Origin of the sequence: Romboutsia lituseburensis DSM 797 (assembly GCF_900103615.1) — a bacterium.
In the GTDB taxonomy this organism is placed as follows: domain Bacteria; phylum Bacillota; class Clostridia; order Peptostreptococcales; family Peptostreptococcaceae; genus Romboutsia_F; species Romboutsia_F lituseburensis.
In genome coordinates, this window is record NZ_FNGW01000002.1 from 15,239 (window position 1) to 30,144 (window position 14,906).

Sequence of the window (14,906 nt, forward strand, 5' to 3'; positions counted from 1 at the left end):
ATCACCTCTTCTAAATTTCCATAAAATAATTATATACTTATTATTCGTATTGTGCTTGTTAAATATTATTAATTTGTAGTTATATTTTATATTTTTTAGAATTAAAACTATTTATTAATAATATTATGCCTACTATGAAATATATACTATACTTTATATTTATTAAAGTTAAATTTAATATTAATTTATATAAATCAATTTATTTTATATGAATTTTATAAGTTATACCAATTATTACCTTGTTTTTCACTTATAAAATATACGTTTTTGTATAATAATGTTAAATATATATTCTTATAAGATTTGATTTTTAAGTAATTATATCTTTATTTTTTTCCAATATTAGATTAAAATGAATAGTATGGATTATAGTATCTTTATTTACTATATAGAAAATTTAATTAATAGAGAGGTATTATATATGTCAAATGAAAATAATTCATCTAACTTTATAAAAAACATTATTATAAATGACTTAGATACAGGAAAACATGACAGTATCATAACTCGTTTTCCACCTGAACCAAACGGATACTTACATATAGGACATGCAAAAAGTATATGCTTAAACTTCGGTTTAGCTGACGAGTTTAAAGGAAAAGTAAACTTAAGATTTGATGATACAAACCCAATAAAAGAAGATGTAGAATATGTTAATTCTATAAAAGAAGACGTTAAGTGGTTAGGATTTGATTGGAACAACCTATACTTTGCATCTGATTACTTCGATGAAATGTACAAAAGAGCCCTTGTTTTAATAAAAAAAGGAAAAGCTTACGTATGTGATTTAACTCAAGACGAAATAAGAGAATATCGTGGAACTTTAACTGAACCTGGTAAAGAAAGTCCATACAGAAATAGATCTGTAGAGGAAAACTTAGATTTATTCGAAAGAATGAAAAATGGTGAATTTAAAGATGGAGAAAAAGTTTTAAGAGCAAAAATAGATATGAGTTCTCCTAACATAAACTTTAGAGATCCTATAATATATAGAATAGCTCATTCTCATCATCATAATACTGGTGACAAATGGTGTATATATCCAATGTATGCATTTGCTCATCCATTAGAAGATGCTATCGAAGGTATAACTCACTCTATATGTACTTTAGAGTTTGCTGATCAAAGACCGCTTTACGATTGGTTCGTTAGAGAATGTGAAATGGAATCTGTTCCAAGACAAATAGAGTTTGCAAGACTTAACCTTACAAATACTGTTATGAGTAAGAGAAAATTAAAGCAACTTGTTGATGAAGGTGTAACTGATGGATGGGATGATCCTCGTATGCCGACTATATCTGGACTTAGACGTAGAGGATACACTCCAGAAGCTATACGTAACTTCTGTCGTGAAATAGGTGTGGCTAAAGCTGATTCTACTGTTGATAGCCAAATGTTAGACTTCTTCGTAAGAGAAGACTTACAACCTAAAGCTCCTCTTGCTATGGGTGTTTTAAAGCCACTTAAACTAGTTATAACTAACTACCCAGAAGGTCAAACAGAGATGCTTGAAATAGAAAACAATGCCAAAGATGAAACTAAAGGAACTAGATTAGTACCATTTGGTAGAGAATTATATATAGAGCAAGATGACTTCATGGAAGAACCTGTTAAAAAATACTTCAGATTGTTCCCTGGAAATGAAGTTCGTTTAAAAGGTGCATACTTTGTTAAATGTAATGAAGTTATAAAAGATGAAAACGGAAATGTTGTTGAAATACATTGTACTTATGACCCTGAAACTAAGAGTGGTTCAGGATTTACTGGTCGTAAAGTTAAAGCTACTATACACTGGGTTGAAGCAAACTCTGCTAAGCCTTGTGAGTTTAGATTATATGAGCCATTAATCCTTGATGATGCTCCAGAAAATGAAGGTAAGCATTTCTTAGAACAAATAAATCCAAATTCTATAGAAATACTTCAAGGATTTGGAGAACCTACTCAACTTGAAAATGCTAAAACTTTAGATAAGTTCCAATTTGTAAGAAACGGATTCTTCAGTGTTGATAATAAATATACAACTGATGAAAAATTAGTATTCAATAGAGTTGTTCCATTAAAGAGTTCTTTCAAACCTGGTAAATAAAATAAAAAGAGTCTTGAATAATTTTCAAGACTCTTTTTTAATCCTTTTATTTATTAAACCCAAGTATTTGTATACCATCCTTAATACATTCAATTTGTAGTGGAAAATCTGGTCCCTTTTCTCCATCTATATCAGTTGATAGATCATCACTACACTCAATTAATACTTTTTTTGTTTTAAAATATAAGAGTTCATTTTCATTAAATTGGTCTAAGTGATCTCCTCTTAATACACTAATTAGTACTGGTATAGATTTTGGAATAGGCATTCCTTTAAATATTATAACATCTAAATACCCATCATTTACTTCTGCCTTATATGCTAGGTTTATGTTTCCTGCAGTTTTTCCATTAAAAACTAACATTAAATACATATCACCTTCATACTTAACCTCATCTGATGTAACTCGTATATTAAACTTCCTCATGTGAAGAGCTTCTTCAATTCCTGTTATGTAATAAGATACTTTTCCCATATAATTTTTTAAATCAGGATTAATCTTTTGAGACACATCTGTAAACATACCTGCGCTAGCTACATTTATAAAGTATTTATCGTTTATCTTTCCTATATCAATTCTCTCAGGGGTAGATTTAATTATGCATTCTATAGCTTTTTTTATATCCCATGGAATATCTAAAGCCTTAGCAAAATCATTTGCAGTTCCTGTTGGCAATATTCCAATAGGCAAATCTATATCAAACTCTTTCATTGAATTTATGACTGTATCTAAAGTTCCATCTCCTCCAGCTAGCAATAAATGATCATAGGTTTCATCAATTCCTAAAAAAGCCTTACTTATATGTTCTTCCTTATTTAATCTGTATGGTACTAACATATAATTATGTTTTTGATATATTTTAATTATGTCATCTAAATGATTAACTATTCTCTTTTCACCTGAATTTGGATTATATATAAGTTTTACTTTTTTCATATTTCCTCCTAACTAACCTTGGTGACTTATTCTCTAAAAATATATTATTAATATATTATATGATTAATTGTAAAATCTTATTTATCAATAAATCCATTAGTTTTAATTTATATAATTTGAATATATTAATACCCAAAATTTTCATTTATAAATATTACATGTATTCTATTTGATGTTCTTTGTCTTTTTATTAATGTGTATTCACAACATATTCTATCTGGACTTTGACAATCCATGCAATATCCAGTTGTTTTACAAGGAGTTTTAGTTCCTATTCTTTTAGCATTTGCAGGGGCACAAATAGATTTATTTCTATTTATAGCTTCATCAACATCCTTTACTATTTTATTTACACCTGTTATAACAATTACTTTATCTGGTCCATATAACATAGCTGCTACTCTATTTCCATTCCCATCTACATTATAAAGTTCTCCATTTTCTGTTATAGCATTTGTACTTGTAAAGTATGCATCCGCACTAAATGTGTCTCTGTATATTTGTTTCATATCTTGTGGTGTAAGGTTTTCTTTGTATCTATCTAAAAACTTATAAGTACCATTTTTTAAGAAATCTATTACCCCTGTCTCAAATAAAGACATTGATCCACCACAACTTACTACTGAATCTTTATCAACTAACTCTTGTATTTTATTTAATAATTCTTCTTTATTATTTACAAAATAGCCTTTCATATTATTTTTTTCTAAAGCTAATATAGTCCTCTTTATTTTTTGTTCATTTACCCAAACAACATTGTTATCCATAATTAATATTCTCCTCTCCAATTAAAAGCATTTAACTAAAGTTTTATATAAACTTTAAGCATAATATCTTATTTACTTAATATATAATTTCTTCTTAATTATATATTATCATATGTACATATTTTTTCCATATAATTCAAAATACATTTTATAACAGATGTTTTAATTTAATTGCCACAGGGTATATAATAAAACTATTAATATTTATGAGGTGATACATATGATAACAATAATTTCCCCAACTACAACAATGAATTTCGATAAAAATATAAATTTAAATAAACACAGTACTCCTTTTTTTGCAAATGATGCTAATTATCTTATGAGCATATTAAAAACATTATCTATTGAGGAAGTCTCCGGTTTAATGAATTTAAGTGATGATTTATCTAACTTAAATTTTAATAGATATAAAAACTTTGGAAATCAAAATAATAAAAAGTGCCAAAGCCTATTTGCATTTGATGGTGAAGTTTTTAGTTGTATGAATGCTAATGATTTTAATGATGATGAAATAGAATTTGCAAATAAGCATTTTAAAATTATATCGGGTCTTTATGGAGTACTTTCTCCACTTGACTTAATAGAGCCTTATAGACTTGAAATGAAAGCAAAGCTTAACAATAAATATGGCAAAGATCTTTATAAGTTTTGGAAGTGTAAAATAACAGAATTTCTCATAAATGAACTTGATAAGCAAAAAAATAAAATTTTAGTTAACTTAGCTTCTTCTGAATACTTAAAATGTGTTGATTTAAAAAAGCTTGGTGATTTTAAGTTTATTGATATTGTATTCAAAGAATATGATGCTTCAAAAGATATGTATAAAGTCAAAGGCCTTTATGCTAAGAAAGCTCGTGGGTATATGGTTTCTTATATTGTTAAAAATAAAATTGATAATGCTAATGATTTGATGAAATTTGATTTAGAGGGTTATAAATTTAATAAAGATTTATCTAATAATAACTCATTTGTGTTTACTAGATAGTTATATCTTTAGAGAGTGCATTTGCACTCTCTTTTTATTTTACCTATTTAATGTTTTATTTAATAACGGTATATTACTTCTGAGTTCCATTAAAATTCTCTATATAAACCATTACATTTTCAGTATTTATTCTCATTTTAAACCAATTTTCAATATTTACTAAACTATTTTTAAGATCTTCATTCTCACTATATATAACAATTATAGGTATACCACTATCTTTTTGTGTTTCTCCATCTAAATATCCTATATATAATTTTTTAATTTCAGGATAGATAGCCTTTATTTCTTTAGATATTGCTTCATTATTAATCTCAATGTGTTTATTTTTTATAATGCCTTCCATATTATTTTTCAAACTATTTTCATCATTTTTTATATTATTCATGTATTTTTCTATGATAGATAGATCACTTTTATCTTGATTTATTATTAACTTTTTATCACCTAATCCATAATAAGAAAGTTTTTTGTTTAACTCATTCAAATCATTAGTTGTTATTCTATCTCCCATAGTAACTAGTGTTATAGTATTATTCTTTTCATCTATTATTTTATTTAGCACATATTGTTGTTGTAGTTCTTTATTTATAAAATCATTTAAATTCTTATCATTTATAGTTTCTCTAATCATTGCAATAGCAGATATCATACTTGGTATCATAACTATAATAGATAATGTAATTATAAATCTTTTAAATTTTTTTTGTTTTTCAGTATCTACACTAGTTTTAGTTGGCACACCTAGTGCCTTTGTCACTATAAATGTTGATATAGATATAAAAAACCCATTTATAAAAAATAAGTATCCTGCACCTAAAAATATTTCAATTTGCTTTGTTGCTATTCCATACCCTGAAGTGCATAACGGGGGCATTAAAGCTGTTGCTATAGCAACTCCTGGTATTACATTACTTGATTTATTACGTGTCAACCCAATCATTCCTGCTATACCACCTACAAAAGCAATAATAACATCCCATATAGTGGGACTTGTCCTTGCCAATATCTCACTTCCAGCAGTAGTTATTGGTGTTAATTTAAAATAAATAGTTGATGTAATTATACTTATCACAATTGAAATACCTAATATTTTAAAAGCACTTTTTAAAAGTTCTGCATTGTACGTTCCTACACCATACCCTATACCTATGATAGATCCCATTAACGGTGATATTAGCATTGCACCTATTATAACTGCTACAGAATTCATATTAAGACCTATAGATGCAATAATTATTGCACACATCAAAATTATGAAGTTTGCTCCATGTACATTCATTCCTTCTAAAATATTTTCATGTATTTCTTCATAACTAGCTTGATTTCTAGTAAATTGATATCTAAATTTATCTATATCAAACTTCATATTTTATCCTCCTATATACAAATATTAATATTAATATTTACAATATAAGTTAATTATATTTATCCATGCTATTTTACTTATTTCTTAATAAGCAGTATTTATAATCACTTATGTTTACTGTTGCTCTTATACTAGTTATTAAACTTTGGTATAATTATTTATAAGTATAAAAAAGGATATACCATGGATATAGATTATTATACAAAAACTTTTATGGGGGAAATCTATGAAAAGAATAACTACAGTAATTATTGCTTTAATATTTGCTATATCAATAATCATTGGTTTGCTTATAGCACTTATATACATTAATCACAAAATTAATTTATCAAAAGAAGATAAAAAATTTATACCAATGGGACAAATTATAAATGTTAATGGTCATTCTATGCACATATATACTGAAGGTAAAGGGGAAGTTCCTTTGGTATTCATGTCTGGTGGGGGTACTAGTTCACCTACTTTAGATTTTAAATCTTTGTACTCGTTGTTGAGTGATAATTACAAAATTGTTGTAATCGAAAAATTTGGATATGGTTTTAGTGATATTGTTGATACTCCAAGAGATATAGACTCAATATTAAATGATACAAGACAAGCACTTTCGCTTGCAAATATAAAAGGCCCTTATATACTATTTCCACATTCAATGTCTGGACTAGAAGCATTATATTGGTCACAATTATATCCAAAAGAGGTAAAGGGAATTGTAGGACTTGATATGGCATTTCCTAAAGCTTATGAAAATTATAAAATAAACACTCCATTAATAAAGATTAGCTCAGTAGCTTCAAAACTTGGAATAACAAGATTAATTCCAAGTTTATCTGAAAGTGATGCTATAAAATATGGAACTTTAACTGATGATGAAAAAGATTTATATAAAACAATTTTTTATAGAAGAACGGCAACTTCTACAATGTTAAATGAAGTTCTTGAAGTTAAAAATAACGCTAAAAAGGTGTCTCAAAATACTATTCCAAATATTCCTGTATTAATGTTTGTATCAAATGGCATTGGTACTGGATGGAATGAGAATGATTGGAAAAAAATTCAGAAAATAATGGCTAAAGAATTAAAAAACTCACAAATAATATACTTAAACTGTTCTCACTATGTACATGATATTGAATATAAAAAAATAGCGAAATTATCAAGTAACTTTATTGAAAAAATAAAAAGATGATATCATTAATTTCGATATCATCTTTTCTTTTTTTATTATTTTTTCATAGATTCTTTTTTGGAATCAACAAATTTAATTATATCATCAGGTATTAGTTTAGTTTTTTCATAACCAACTCCATCATTTTTTATATTGTATTCAGTTGTATTTCCGCCTTTGAAGTTTCCATCTTTTAATTCTTTTATTGTTAATTTAACACCTACATCTACATTCTTAAGAGCTGATGTTAATATTACATTAGGAGAAATATGATTTTGAGCCATATCAACTGCAACAGCATACTTTCCATTTTCTAATCCTGTTTCGTATACTCCATTATTAACACCGCCACCTGCAGTCATTATTATATCTATACCATTGTTGTACATTTGCTGAGCTATAGCTTTACCTTTAGATGCATCAACAAATGAATTAGCATATTGAACTACTAAGTCTGCATTTGGATTTGATTCCTTGATACCTTTTTCAAAGCCTTCTTTAAAATGAAGTACAGCTGGTACTTGCATTCCTCCAATAAATCCAAACTTATTAGTTTTACTAGTCTTTCCAGCAACTAATCCAGTTAAATATCCAGCCTCAGATTCACTAAATGATATATTGCTTACATTTTTAGGTACAGTTTTAAATGATCCATCAATTATAGCAAATTTTTGATCAGGATAACTTAAAGCTGCATCTTCTATAGCTTTACTTAAATTAAACCCTATACCTATTATTAAGTCTGAATTTAAATCTACTGCTGTTTCTATGTTTGTTGTATAATCACTTTCTTGTTTAGACTCTAAGTATTTTACTTCTACTCCATATTCCTCTTTAGCCTTTTTCGCGCCTTCCCAAGCTAATTGATTAAAAGATTCATCATTTACTCCACCCTTATCTAGTACTAGAGTAACCAATAACTTTTTATCCTCATTAGTATTACTAGACTTATTTTTATTTTGTTTAGTTACAAATAATCCAAGTAATAATATTAATACTAAAAATAATATAAGTACGATTTTATTTTTTTTCATTTTTTGACCTCCAATTATAAAACTTTTAATATTATATCACATATTATTAATTAATATTTAATTTTTAGTTATAAAAATAAGTTGACATTTGAAAATATTGTCATAAACATACTTATATCTATATAGAAGTATTTTAACTATCACCATAATCTTTATAGTAAATTGTTGTCTATAGTAAATTTTTTATAGACTATTATAAATATAATTTAAATAATTTACTAATGTTGTGATACTAATTTTAAACCAATTATTCCTATTACTATAAAACCAATACAAACTAATCTAATAGGATCTATTGGTTCTTTAAACAATGCTATTCCTAAAATAACAGTTCCAATAGTTCCAATTCCTGTCCAAATAGCGTAAGCTGTTCCTAATGGTAACTCTTTTAATGCTAATGATAAAAAATAGAAACTCGCTATCATGCCTATTACTGTTAATATACTTGGAAATAATTTTGTAAATCCTTCGGAATACTTTAAACCTACAGCCCACCATACTTCAAAAGCACCTGCAATTACTAACGTTAACCATTTCATATTTTTTCACTCCCTTTATTATTTAATTTTAGAATTAAAAAAAGCCTAGTCGATATAAAAAATATCTCCCAGGCTTTTGTCCTTCCGTGAACACAGAATACTGTGCGTTTTATCTCGGACCAGACCAGTTAAAATTTCAACTACGGAACCCTATAAAACTTTTATTTATCAAATTTTATTCTTATTTACATCTTATCAAAAAACATATAGTTAATCAATGGTTATTAATTATTAAACGATTGATTAGGTGATTGATTAAAGTAATAAGGCAAAAACTCTATTATTTTGCAATTTTATACTCCATAGAATAAAAAAACTCATTATATAATTTATAAAAATAATAAAGTATCATCTATACTAAATTTAATTGAAAATATTGCAAGGTATTTGATATTAATTAAAGAGCAGAATAAAAAATAAAGGAGAAAAACAAATGAAAGATAAATCACTTATGGAAGAATTAAAAGATCTAGGGAGACAAATACTTTATTCAGAGGCAGAAAATACAAATACTGATAGAGAAACAATCGTTGAAATCGATGGTGATGGGCATAAAAAATGTGTAACTAGAGCAGGCGCAGGTCCTGAAACTCACAATAGATTAGATGGAGAAAGAAATTTCAAATAACTTATTTATAATAAAAAACTAGATATAATTTATATCTAGTTTTTTGTATTATGCTTTATGGCTAATCATTATATTTTTAACTTCCTCTATAAACTCAGGCTTTATTAACTCTAACATTCTTGGAATAAAACTCATCATATACTCTTTATTAAAAGTTCCATCTTCTTGTTTTGCAAAACTTTCATTTAGCAGCTCTTTCGCTTTATTCTGATTTTCTAGTTCAACTCTCTCTATTATAAAATTTAAAAACTTCTCTTGTCCACTATTCATTGTATTTATCTCCTTTGATTATATACTATAATGATATTTTAATTTAAAAATTATTTATAGCTTTATATTTGATTCTAGCTTTGAAACTGCTTCAAAAATTCTTTTATTTCTTGTTTCTTCTTTTTTAGCACTTGTTATCCATTGATAATATTTTCTTTTTGCTGAATAAGATATGCTATTATAAAACTTTAAAGCTAATTCATTTTTTTCTAATTCACATCTAAAATCTATAGGTAATTCAACCTCACGAACTTCCACATCTTTTTCTACCTCAACAAGTATTCTATCTCCATCACATTTTCCAATTTGATTTCTTATGGATTTAGTAATACCTATAATATGACACTCTAATCCCATATTTACAATAGATCCTCTATACTCTACACCATCAAATTTAGCTTTTACCTTAACTCTCTTCTCCCCAAACTCTTTTTCTACATCAAAAGGAATTTCAATAAAAGTAGCATCTTTATCAGGCATCTTTTTTATAATAGCTTCAAATTTATGCATTATACCTAACCTCCGCTAGTCATATTTTTATTATTTATTTTTCCAAATAATAATCTGGAATTATTCATCATTTTTTTCTTTTCTTAAAAAATAATATTGATCCTCCTATTATAGCAAAATCACACTATGTGGTATAGTAATTAGGTATAAATTCATCGAAATCCCTACCTTATTCCCTCTATATTAGTTAAAGTTTTTCATACACAAATAAACTCCAAATACACCTAAACCCATTATCACAAAGCAAGTTACAAATGCATATTTCAAATAGATATCCGCACAAAATCCTACTGCCATATTTATAAACGCTGAAAATATACTTCCTATCATTGAATAAATAGATAAAACAGTGGCTCTATTTTTACTTATAGATTTGTTTTTTATATCTAACACAATAGGAGATATCATAGATACTATACCACTTAAAGAACATATCACAATAATACTTATTACAATGCTATTCGTAAATATAAGTACTAATACACATAATAACATTATATTTATCATAGTCTTTAAGGTTTTATCTTGACCAATTTTTTTACTAAGCACATGAGTTTTACATGATAACATCGCTAAAAGCTCTGAAAATGCACTTATATATCCTAAAAATCTTATATCAATTCCTATCCTTTCAAAATGTAATTGACCTAAATTTATACTTATTCCATAGGATATTTCAGCTATTATAGCAGTTGATATAACAAATATAAAAGTCCATTTTATATTTGTTATATCCTTAAAGCTTTCTTTTATTATGAGTCTTGGCTTATGATTAGATCTTTCTATTTGCACATCCTTTGTAATACAAATCATAACAATACTTATTCCATAAGCAATAACTGTTGCTATTACAGCCAATTCTATTGATATAGATATAAAAAAAAATGATGATATTGATGAAATAAAAAATGCTAAACTATTGAATGCACTATATCGTCCAAAAACTTTTTCACTTTCGTTTAAATTACATGATTTGTATAGAAATGCTATATCACATCCAGAAGTTCCAGATACACCCAAGGCTGTTAATACAGTCTGACCTAAAAATCCCATAAAGCTATTACAAAATAGTAAACTCAGTCTTCCTAAGAAGAATAACAAATAAGATATTATCAATGTCTTTTTATATCCATATCTATCTGCAAAATATCCCCATGGAATTTCTGTTAATACTACTATAAGTAACAAAATAAATTCTAAGAAGAAAAATTCACTTACTGATAATCCTCTTTGTTTTCTATAAATTAAACTTACAGGTGCATAAAATACTAGCCCTTGTAAAAATGATATTATATACATTAATTTTAAATTTAGTTTCATTGAGTTGCCCCCTAGTTATATTAATTTTAACTAATAGGGGCTTATGCATGCAGATACATTTTTATCCCTCCATTTTCACAGTACCTATATATATAATTATATCAAACTTTAACTTTAATGTATGTTTATTCGATCTAAGAGTGATCTATTAAAAATAAAAAAATAGGAAAATTAGCTCCTATTTTTAAAACTCATGTTCATGTTCTTTAAAAAATTCATAGTATGTACGAACATTCTCTAATTCTGTCCATCTTTTAACATCCACTGGACTTTCATCAAGATCATATATTTTAGCACCTTTCATAGCTAGCATAAAAGGTGAATGTGTTGATATAATAAATTGACAACCTAAAAATCTTGCTGCATCTTCAATAAATTTAACTAGCTCTACTTGACGCTTTGGTGAAAGGCTATTTTCAGGTTCATCTAATATATATACTCCATTTTCTTCTATCTTTTCAATAAAATATTTAAAAGCACTTTCTCCATTTGAATACTCCCTTATATTATCCGTTAATTTCTTACGAACAAATTTAGATTGAGTTACTCTTCTAGCATAATTTATTTTTTTTAATTCATCGTAATCATCTAACGAGCTCATTTGAAAACTAGAGCCCTTAGTATTTAAGTATTCTTCAAAAATATCCTCTCTTTTTTTATCAATCCCATCATTGATATTACGAACATCTAGCATATAATCAAATACGTCATCACTTGTTATAATTCTACTATTTTGGGGAACTCCTTGTTCAACATACATTTCACATAAATTAACATAATCAGAATAAAAATTAGTTTTATTATATATAGAATCTCTACTTAACTCTAACTTTTCTGCTATTACATTTAGTGCTGTTGATTTTCCTGATCCATTTCCTCCATACAAAATAGTAATTGACTCAAAATCAATTCTTTCAAATAGATTTTTTGATAATACTTTAAATGGATAAAATGAGTCATAACAAGTTCGTTTCTCATTTTCTATAAATTTAAACTCCATGTATTCACTAGGAAATATAAAACTTTCTAAATATATCATTACTTAATTTCCTTTCATTTGTAATATAACTTTTTATATTTACTTAATTTCCATTAGATATTCACTATATCCAGAGTCCTCATTAATTTGTTCTTTAATTATTTTAAATCCTCTATTTAAATAAAAGTTAACTGAGTTTTTGTTTTCCTTATACACTGCTAAATTTAATTTTTTATATTTATTTATAACGTAATTTATTAATTTTTTGCCAATTCCTACCCCTTGTTCATTAATATCAACAAACAATGCTCCTATAAATTCATTATTTATAATACTTATAAATCCTTTTATACAATTATCTTCTTCATATACAAATGTCTCAGACATTGGTATATATATGTTTTTAACAGTATTATAGCTATTTTCCCAATAATTTTTATCTATAAATTCATGTGCTTTCATTGCACTATTTAACCATATATCCATTATTTTATTTATGTCTTTATCTCCCAATTTTCTTATCATATTAATTAAATATCTCCTAACTGTTTTATTTAGTCTTTATTTTATCATTAACTCTTAGATAATACTATATAAGTATATTTTACTAAAATAAGTCGTTGCAAGGGATAGTTTATAATATAAAATATGAATTTAAAGAGTTCTTTCTTGTTTGTATTGTGTAAATAATATACTATATATCTTATTAAGACGTTTTAATAAAAGGAGATATATTATGAATAAAAAAGTAAATTTATTATATTTTAGTGCAACAGATAATACATCGTGTGTAGTTAAGTCAATCGCAAGCAGCATTAGTGATAAAGTCAATGAATATAATATTACATTGGAAAGAAATAGAGTAGAAAGTTTAAACTTCACAGAAAATGATCTAGTAATAATTGGAGTTCCTGTATATGCAGGTAGAGTTCCTAAATTTTTAGTTGAATACTTTAATAAAATAAAAGGTATGAACACTGCCGCAGTATTTGTTGTTACATATGGAAATAGAGATTATGAAGATGCTCTTTTGGAATTAAAAGATACTTTTGAAAAAAATGGATTTATTGGAATAGCTGGCGCAGTATTTATTGGAGAACATTCTTATACTTCACTATTAGCAGAAAATCGCCCTAATGCAAATGATTTAAAAATAGCCGAAGAATTTGGTTTTAAAATAAAAACTAAATTAGCATCTATAGATGATATAAATAATATTAATAAACTTAAAGTTCCAGGTAATTTACCTTATGTCATTAAGAAAAAATCTCTGCCTCCTATGGCTCCTGAAGCCAATGATAATTGTCTTCAATGTAAAATATGTTATGAAAACTGTCCTACTGAAGCTATTGATTTATATGATTGTAGAAATACAGATGCTACTAAATGTATAAAGTGCTGTAGATGTATAAATCAATGTCCTGTAAAAGCTAAAAATTTCAATCATCCTGAATTTGATAATATAAAAAACATGTTAATTAATAACTTTAGTAATGTTTCAAATAACCCAGAAACTTATTTATAATATTTAAATAAAACCACACTTATAACAAATTTATTATAAGTGTGGTTTTAAAATTTTTATTACTTTAAATTCTTAACAAGGTTATCTATTGGTAACATTCTATCTAAGTAATACCATTTACACTCAGTATCTAAAAGCTTAGCATACTCTGACTTAGATTCATATCCTTGCGATTTTTTATTGAAAAATTTATATTCTTTTTTACCTTCTTTATTTTTTACAGTTTCATATTTAAGTTCATTTATAAACTTATTATCTAAGTATCCGAAAATCTGAACCTTTTCAATATTATATAAGTCTTTTATTACATGTCTTTTAATTTTATCTTTTTTATCTTTCATTTCTAAATTAAGATGAACCCCAACATAGTAATTCTTTTTATTTTTCTTATTTGAGAATTCGCTTTTATCTATAATAAGTCTTGTATGCATTCCTTTAGCAATTGCTGTTTTTATTCCTATTTTATTTTTTTCAATTGAAGATGCATCTTTGCCTTTGCTAACTAAATAATTTATAACTGCACATTCAGCAATTTTTTCTACAAATATTCTTTGGGTTCCTACTTCCTTTTTAAGTTCTTTGTCTTTTATATCATCTGGTACTAAATTTATATAATCATTAGATTCTTCAACGCATTTTTTTGCAAATTCTAATGATTTTCTTACTTGCTCTGGCGTTACATTCACTGATTTTGTTATCAATTTATCAAACCTTTGCTTTACTCCTATATTCTTAACAAATACTTCATGTTTACTGTTTGGTTGTATATAATTCATTGTATATCTCCTT

At 26.2% G+C, this 14,906-nt stretch carries 16 protein-coding genes and 1 riboswitch; of the genes, 5 read left to right on the forward strand and 11 right to left on the reverse strand.

Features of this window, described 5'->3' with window-relative positions; translation table 11 throughout:
• Positions 1-421: 421 nt before the first annotated feature.
• On the forward strand, positions 422-2,086 hold the full coding sequence (locus BLP75_RS03295) for a glutamine--tRNA ligase/YqeY domain fusion protein (RefSeq protein WP_092722886.1): 1,665 nt from the start codon (positions 422-424) through the stop codon (positions 2,084-2,086).
• Positions 2,087-2,132: 46 nt separating this feature from the next.
• On the opposite strand, the gene BLP75_RS03300 is transcribed toward BLP75_RS03295, so the two are convergent.
• Together BLP75_RS03300 and BLP75_RS03305 are read right to left on the reverse strand one after the other, a co-directional pair.
• Positions 2,133-3,023, reverse strand: coding sequence for a YegS/Rv2252/BmrU family lipid kinase (locus tag BLP75_RS03300; RefSeq protein WP_092722888.1), 891 nt, complete (start codon positions 3,021-3,023; stop codon positions 2,133-2,135).
• Positions 3,024-3,148: 125 nt separating this feature from the next.
• On the reverse strand, positions 3,149-3,790 hold the full coding sequence (locus BLP75_RS03305) for a lactate utilization protein (protein ID WP_092722889.1): 642 nt from the start codon (positions 3,788-3,790) through the stop codon (positions 3,149-3,151).
• A 220-nt stretch (positions 3,791-4,010) separates the two neighbouring features.
• Here BLP75_RS03305 and yaaA point away from each other — a divergent pair, with 220 nt between their 5' ends.
• Positions 4,011-4,778 (forward strand): peroxide stress protein YaaA, encoded by a 768-nt coding sequence (gene yaaA, locus BLP75_RS03310; RefSeq protein ID WP_092722891.1) that lies wholly within the window; start codon positions 4,011-4,013, stop codon positions 4,776-4,778.
• A 73-nt stretch (positions 4,779-4,851) separates the two neighbouring features.
• Here yaaA and BLP75_RS03315 read toward each other — a convergent pair whose 3' ends face one another.
• Entirely contained in the window at positions 4,852-6,147 is a 1,296-nt protein-coding gene (locus BLP75_RS03315; protein ID WP_092722893.1) for a DUF389 domain-containing protein, read from the reverse strand.
• Between the two features lie 226 nt (positions 6,148-6,373).
• On the opposite strand from BLP75_RS03315, the gene BLP75_RS03320 reads away from it, so the two are divergent.
• Complete coding sequence (locus BLP75_RS03320; RefSeq protein WP_092722895.1) at positions 6,374-7,333, forward strand: alpha/beta hydrolase; 960 nt, start codon at positions 6,374-6,376, stop codon at positions 7,331-7,333.
• 35 nt (positions 7,334-7,368) lie between these two features.
• Here BLP75_RS03320 and BLP75_RS03325 read toward each other — a convergent pair whose 3' ends face one another.
• The gene (locus tag BLP75_RS03325) at positions 7,369-8,346 is read right to left on the reverse strand and encodes a BMP family lipoprotein (RefSeq protein WP_092722897.1); all 978 of its coding nucleotides are present in this window, start codon (positions 8,344-8,346) and stop codon (positions 7,369-7,371) included.
• 218 nt (positions 8,347-8,564) lie between these two features.
• The gene (sugE, locus tag BLP75_RS03330) at positions 8,565-8,885 is read right to left on the reverse strand and encodes a quaternary ammonium compound efflux SMR transporter SugE (protein ID WP_092722899.1); all 321 of its coding nucleotides are present in this window, start codon (positions 8,883-8,885) and stop codon (positions 8,565-8,567) included.
• Positions 8,886-8,948: 63 nt separating this feature from the next.
• Positions 8,949-9,050, reverse strand: a riboswitch (guanidine-I (ykkC/yxkD leader).
• A gap of 268 nt (positions 9,051-9,318) precedes the next feature.
• Here sugE and BLP75_RS03335 point away from each other — a divergent pair.
• Positions 9,319-9,513, forward strand: coding sequence for a hypothetical protein (locus BLP75_RS03335; protein ID WP_092722901.1), 195 nt, complete (start codon positions 9,319-9,321; stop codon positions 9,511-9,513).
• A 48-nt stretch (positions 9,514-9,561) separates the two neighbouring features.
• On the opposite strand, the gene BLP75_RS03340 is transcribed toward BLP75_RS03335, so the two are convergent.
• The 5 genes from BLP75_RS03340 to BLP75_RS03360 form a co-directional block, all read right to left on the reverse strand.
• The gene (locus BLP75_RS03340) at positions 9,562-9,783 is read right to left on the reverse strand and encodes a hypothetical protein (protein ID WP_092722903.1); all 222 of its coding nucleotides are present in this window, start codon (positions 9,781-9,783) and stop codon (positions 9,562-9,564) included.
• A gap of 54 nt (positions 9,784-9,837) precedes the next feature.
• Positions 9,838-10,293, reverse strand: a complete 456-nt coding sequence (locus tag BLP75_RS03345) for a YdeI/OmpD-associated family protein (RefSeq protein WP_092722905.1) — start codon at positions 10,291-10,293, stop codon at positions 9,838-9,840.
• A 183-nt stretch (positions 10,294-10,476) separates the two neighbouring features.
• Positions 10,477-11,613, reverse strand: coding sequence for an MFS transporter (locus BLP75_RS03350; protein ID WP_092722907.1), 1,137 nt, complete (start codon positions 11,611-11,613; stop codon positions 10,477-10,479).
• Between the two features lie 184 nt (positions 11,614-11,797).
• A complete protein-coding gene (locus BLP75_RS03355; protein ID WP_092722909.1) occupies positions 11,798-12,652 on the reverse strand; it encodes an AAA family ATPase in 855 nt (284 codons plus the stop codon).
• 39 nt (positions 12,653-12,691) lie between these two features.
• Positions 12,692-13,117: an N-acetyltransferase gene (locus tag BLP75_RS03360; RefSeq protein WP_092722911.1), complete on the reverse strand. Its 426-nt coding sequence runs from the start codon at positions 13,115-13,117 to the stop codon at positions 12,692-12,694.
• 211 nt (positions 13,118-13,328) lie between these two features.
• Here BLP75_RS03360 and BLP75_RS03365 point away from each other — a divergent pair, with 211 nt between their 5' ends.
• Complete coding sequence (locus BLP75_RS03365; RefSeq protein ID WP_092722913.1) at positions 13,329-14,117, forward strand: EFR1 family ferrodoxin; 789 nt, start codon at positions 13,329-13,331, stop codon at positions 14,115-14,117.
• A 59-nt stretch (positions 14,118-14,176) separates the two neighbouring features.
• On the opposite strand, the gene BLP75_RS03370 is transcribed toward BLP75_RS03365, so the two are convergent.
• Positions 14,177-14,893: a hypothetical protein gene (locus BLP75_RS03370; protein ID WP_092722915.1), complete on the reverse strand. Its 717-nt coding sequence runs from the start codon at positions 14,891-14,893 to the stop codon at positions 14,177-14,179.
• Between the last annotated feature and the right edge of the window lie 13 nt (positions 14,894-14,906).

What these genes read in the sequence shown, in the direction of transcription:
- BLP75_RS03295 (WP_092722886.1), top strand. Translation starts at nt 422, where the DNA reads ATGTCAAATGAAAATAATTCATCTAACTTTATAAAAAACATTATTATA.
- BLP75_RS03300 (WP_092722888.1), bottom strand. Translation starts at nt 3,023, where the DNA reads ATGAAAAAAGTAAAACTTATATATAATCCAAATTCAGGTGAAAAGAGA.
- BLP75_RS03305 (WP_092722889.1), bottom strand. Translation starts at nt 3,790, where the DNA reads ATGGATAACAATGTTGTTTGGGTAAATGAACAAAAAATAAAGAGGACT.
- yaaA (WP_092722891.1), top strand. Translation starts at nt 4,011, where the DNA reads ATGATAACAATAATTTCCCCAACTACAACAATGAATTTCGATAAAAAT.
- BLP75_RS03315 (WP_092722893.1), bottom strand. Translation starts at nt 6,147, where the DNA reads ATGAAGTTTGATATAGATAAATTTAGATATCAATTTACTAGAAATCAA.
- BLP75_RS03320 (WP_092722895.1), top strand. Translation starts at nt 6,374, where the DNA reads ATGAAAAGAATAACTACAGTAATTATTGCTTTAATATTTGCTATATCA.
- BLP75_RS03325 (WP_092722897.1), bottom strand. Translation starts at nt 8,346, where the DNA reads ATGAAAAAAAATAAAATCGTACTTATATTATTTTTAGTATTAATATTA.
- sugE (WP_092722899.1), bottom strand. Translation starts at nt 8,885, where the DNA reads ATGAAATGGTTAACGTTAGTAATTGCAGGTGCTTTTGAAGTATGGTGG.
- BLP75_RS03335 (WP_092722901.1), top strand. Translation starts at nt 9,319, where the DNA reads ATGAAAGATAAATCACTTATGGAAGAATTAAAAGATCTAGGGAGACAA.
- BLP75_RS03340 (WP_092722903.1), bottom strand. Translation starts at nt 9,783, where the DNA reads ATGAATAGTGGACAAGAGAAGTTTTTAAATTTTATAATAGAGAGAGTT.
- BLP75_RS03345 (WP_092722905.1), bottom strand. Translation starts at nt 10,293, where the DNA reads ATGCATAAATTTGAAGCTATTATAAAAAAGATGCCTGATAAAGATGCT.
- BLP75_RS03350 (WP_092722907.1), bottom strand. Translation starts at nt 11,613, where the DNA reads ATGAAACTAAATTTAAAATTAATGTATATAATATCATTTTTACAAGGG.
- BLP75_RS03355 (WP_092722909.1), bottom strand. Translation starts at nt 12,652, where the DNA reads ATGATATATTTAGAAAGTTTTATATTTCCTAGTGAATACATGGAGTTT.
- BLP75_RS03360 (WP_092722911.1), bottom strand. Translation starts at nt 13,117, where the DNA reads ATGATAAGAAAATTGGGAGATAAAGACATAAATAAAATAATGGATATA.
- BLP75_RS03365 (WP_092722913.1), top strand. Translation starts at nt 13,329, where the DNA reads ATGAATAAAAAAGTAAATTTATTATATTTTAGTGCAACAGATAATACA.
- BLP75_RS03370 (WP_092722915.1), bottom strand. Translation starts at nt 14,893, where the DNA reads ATGAATTATATACAACCAAACAGTAAACATGAAGTATTTGTTAAGAAT.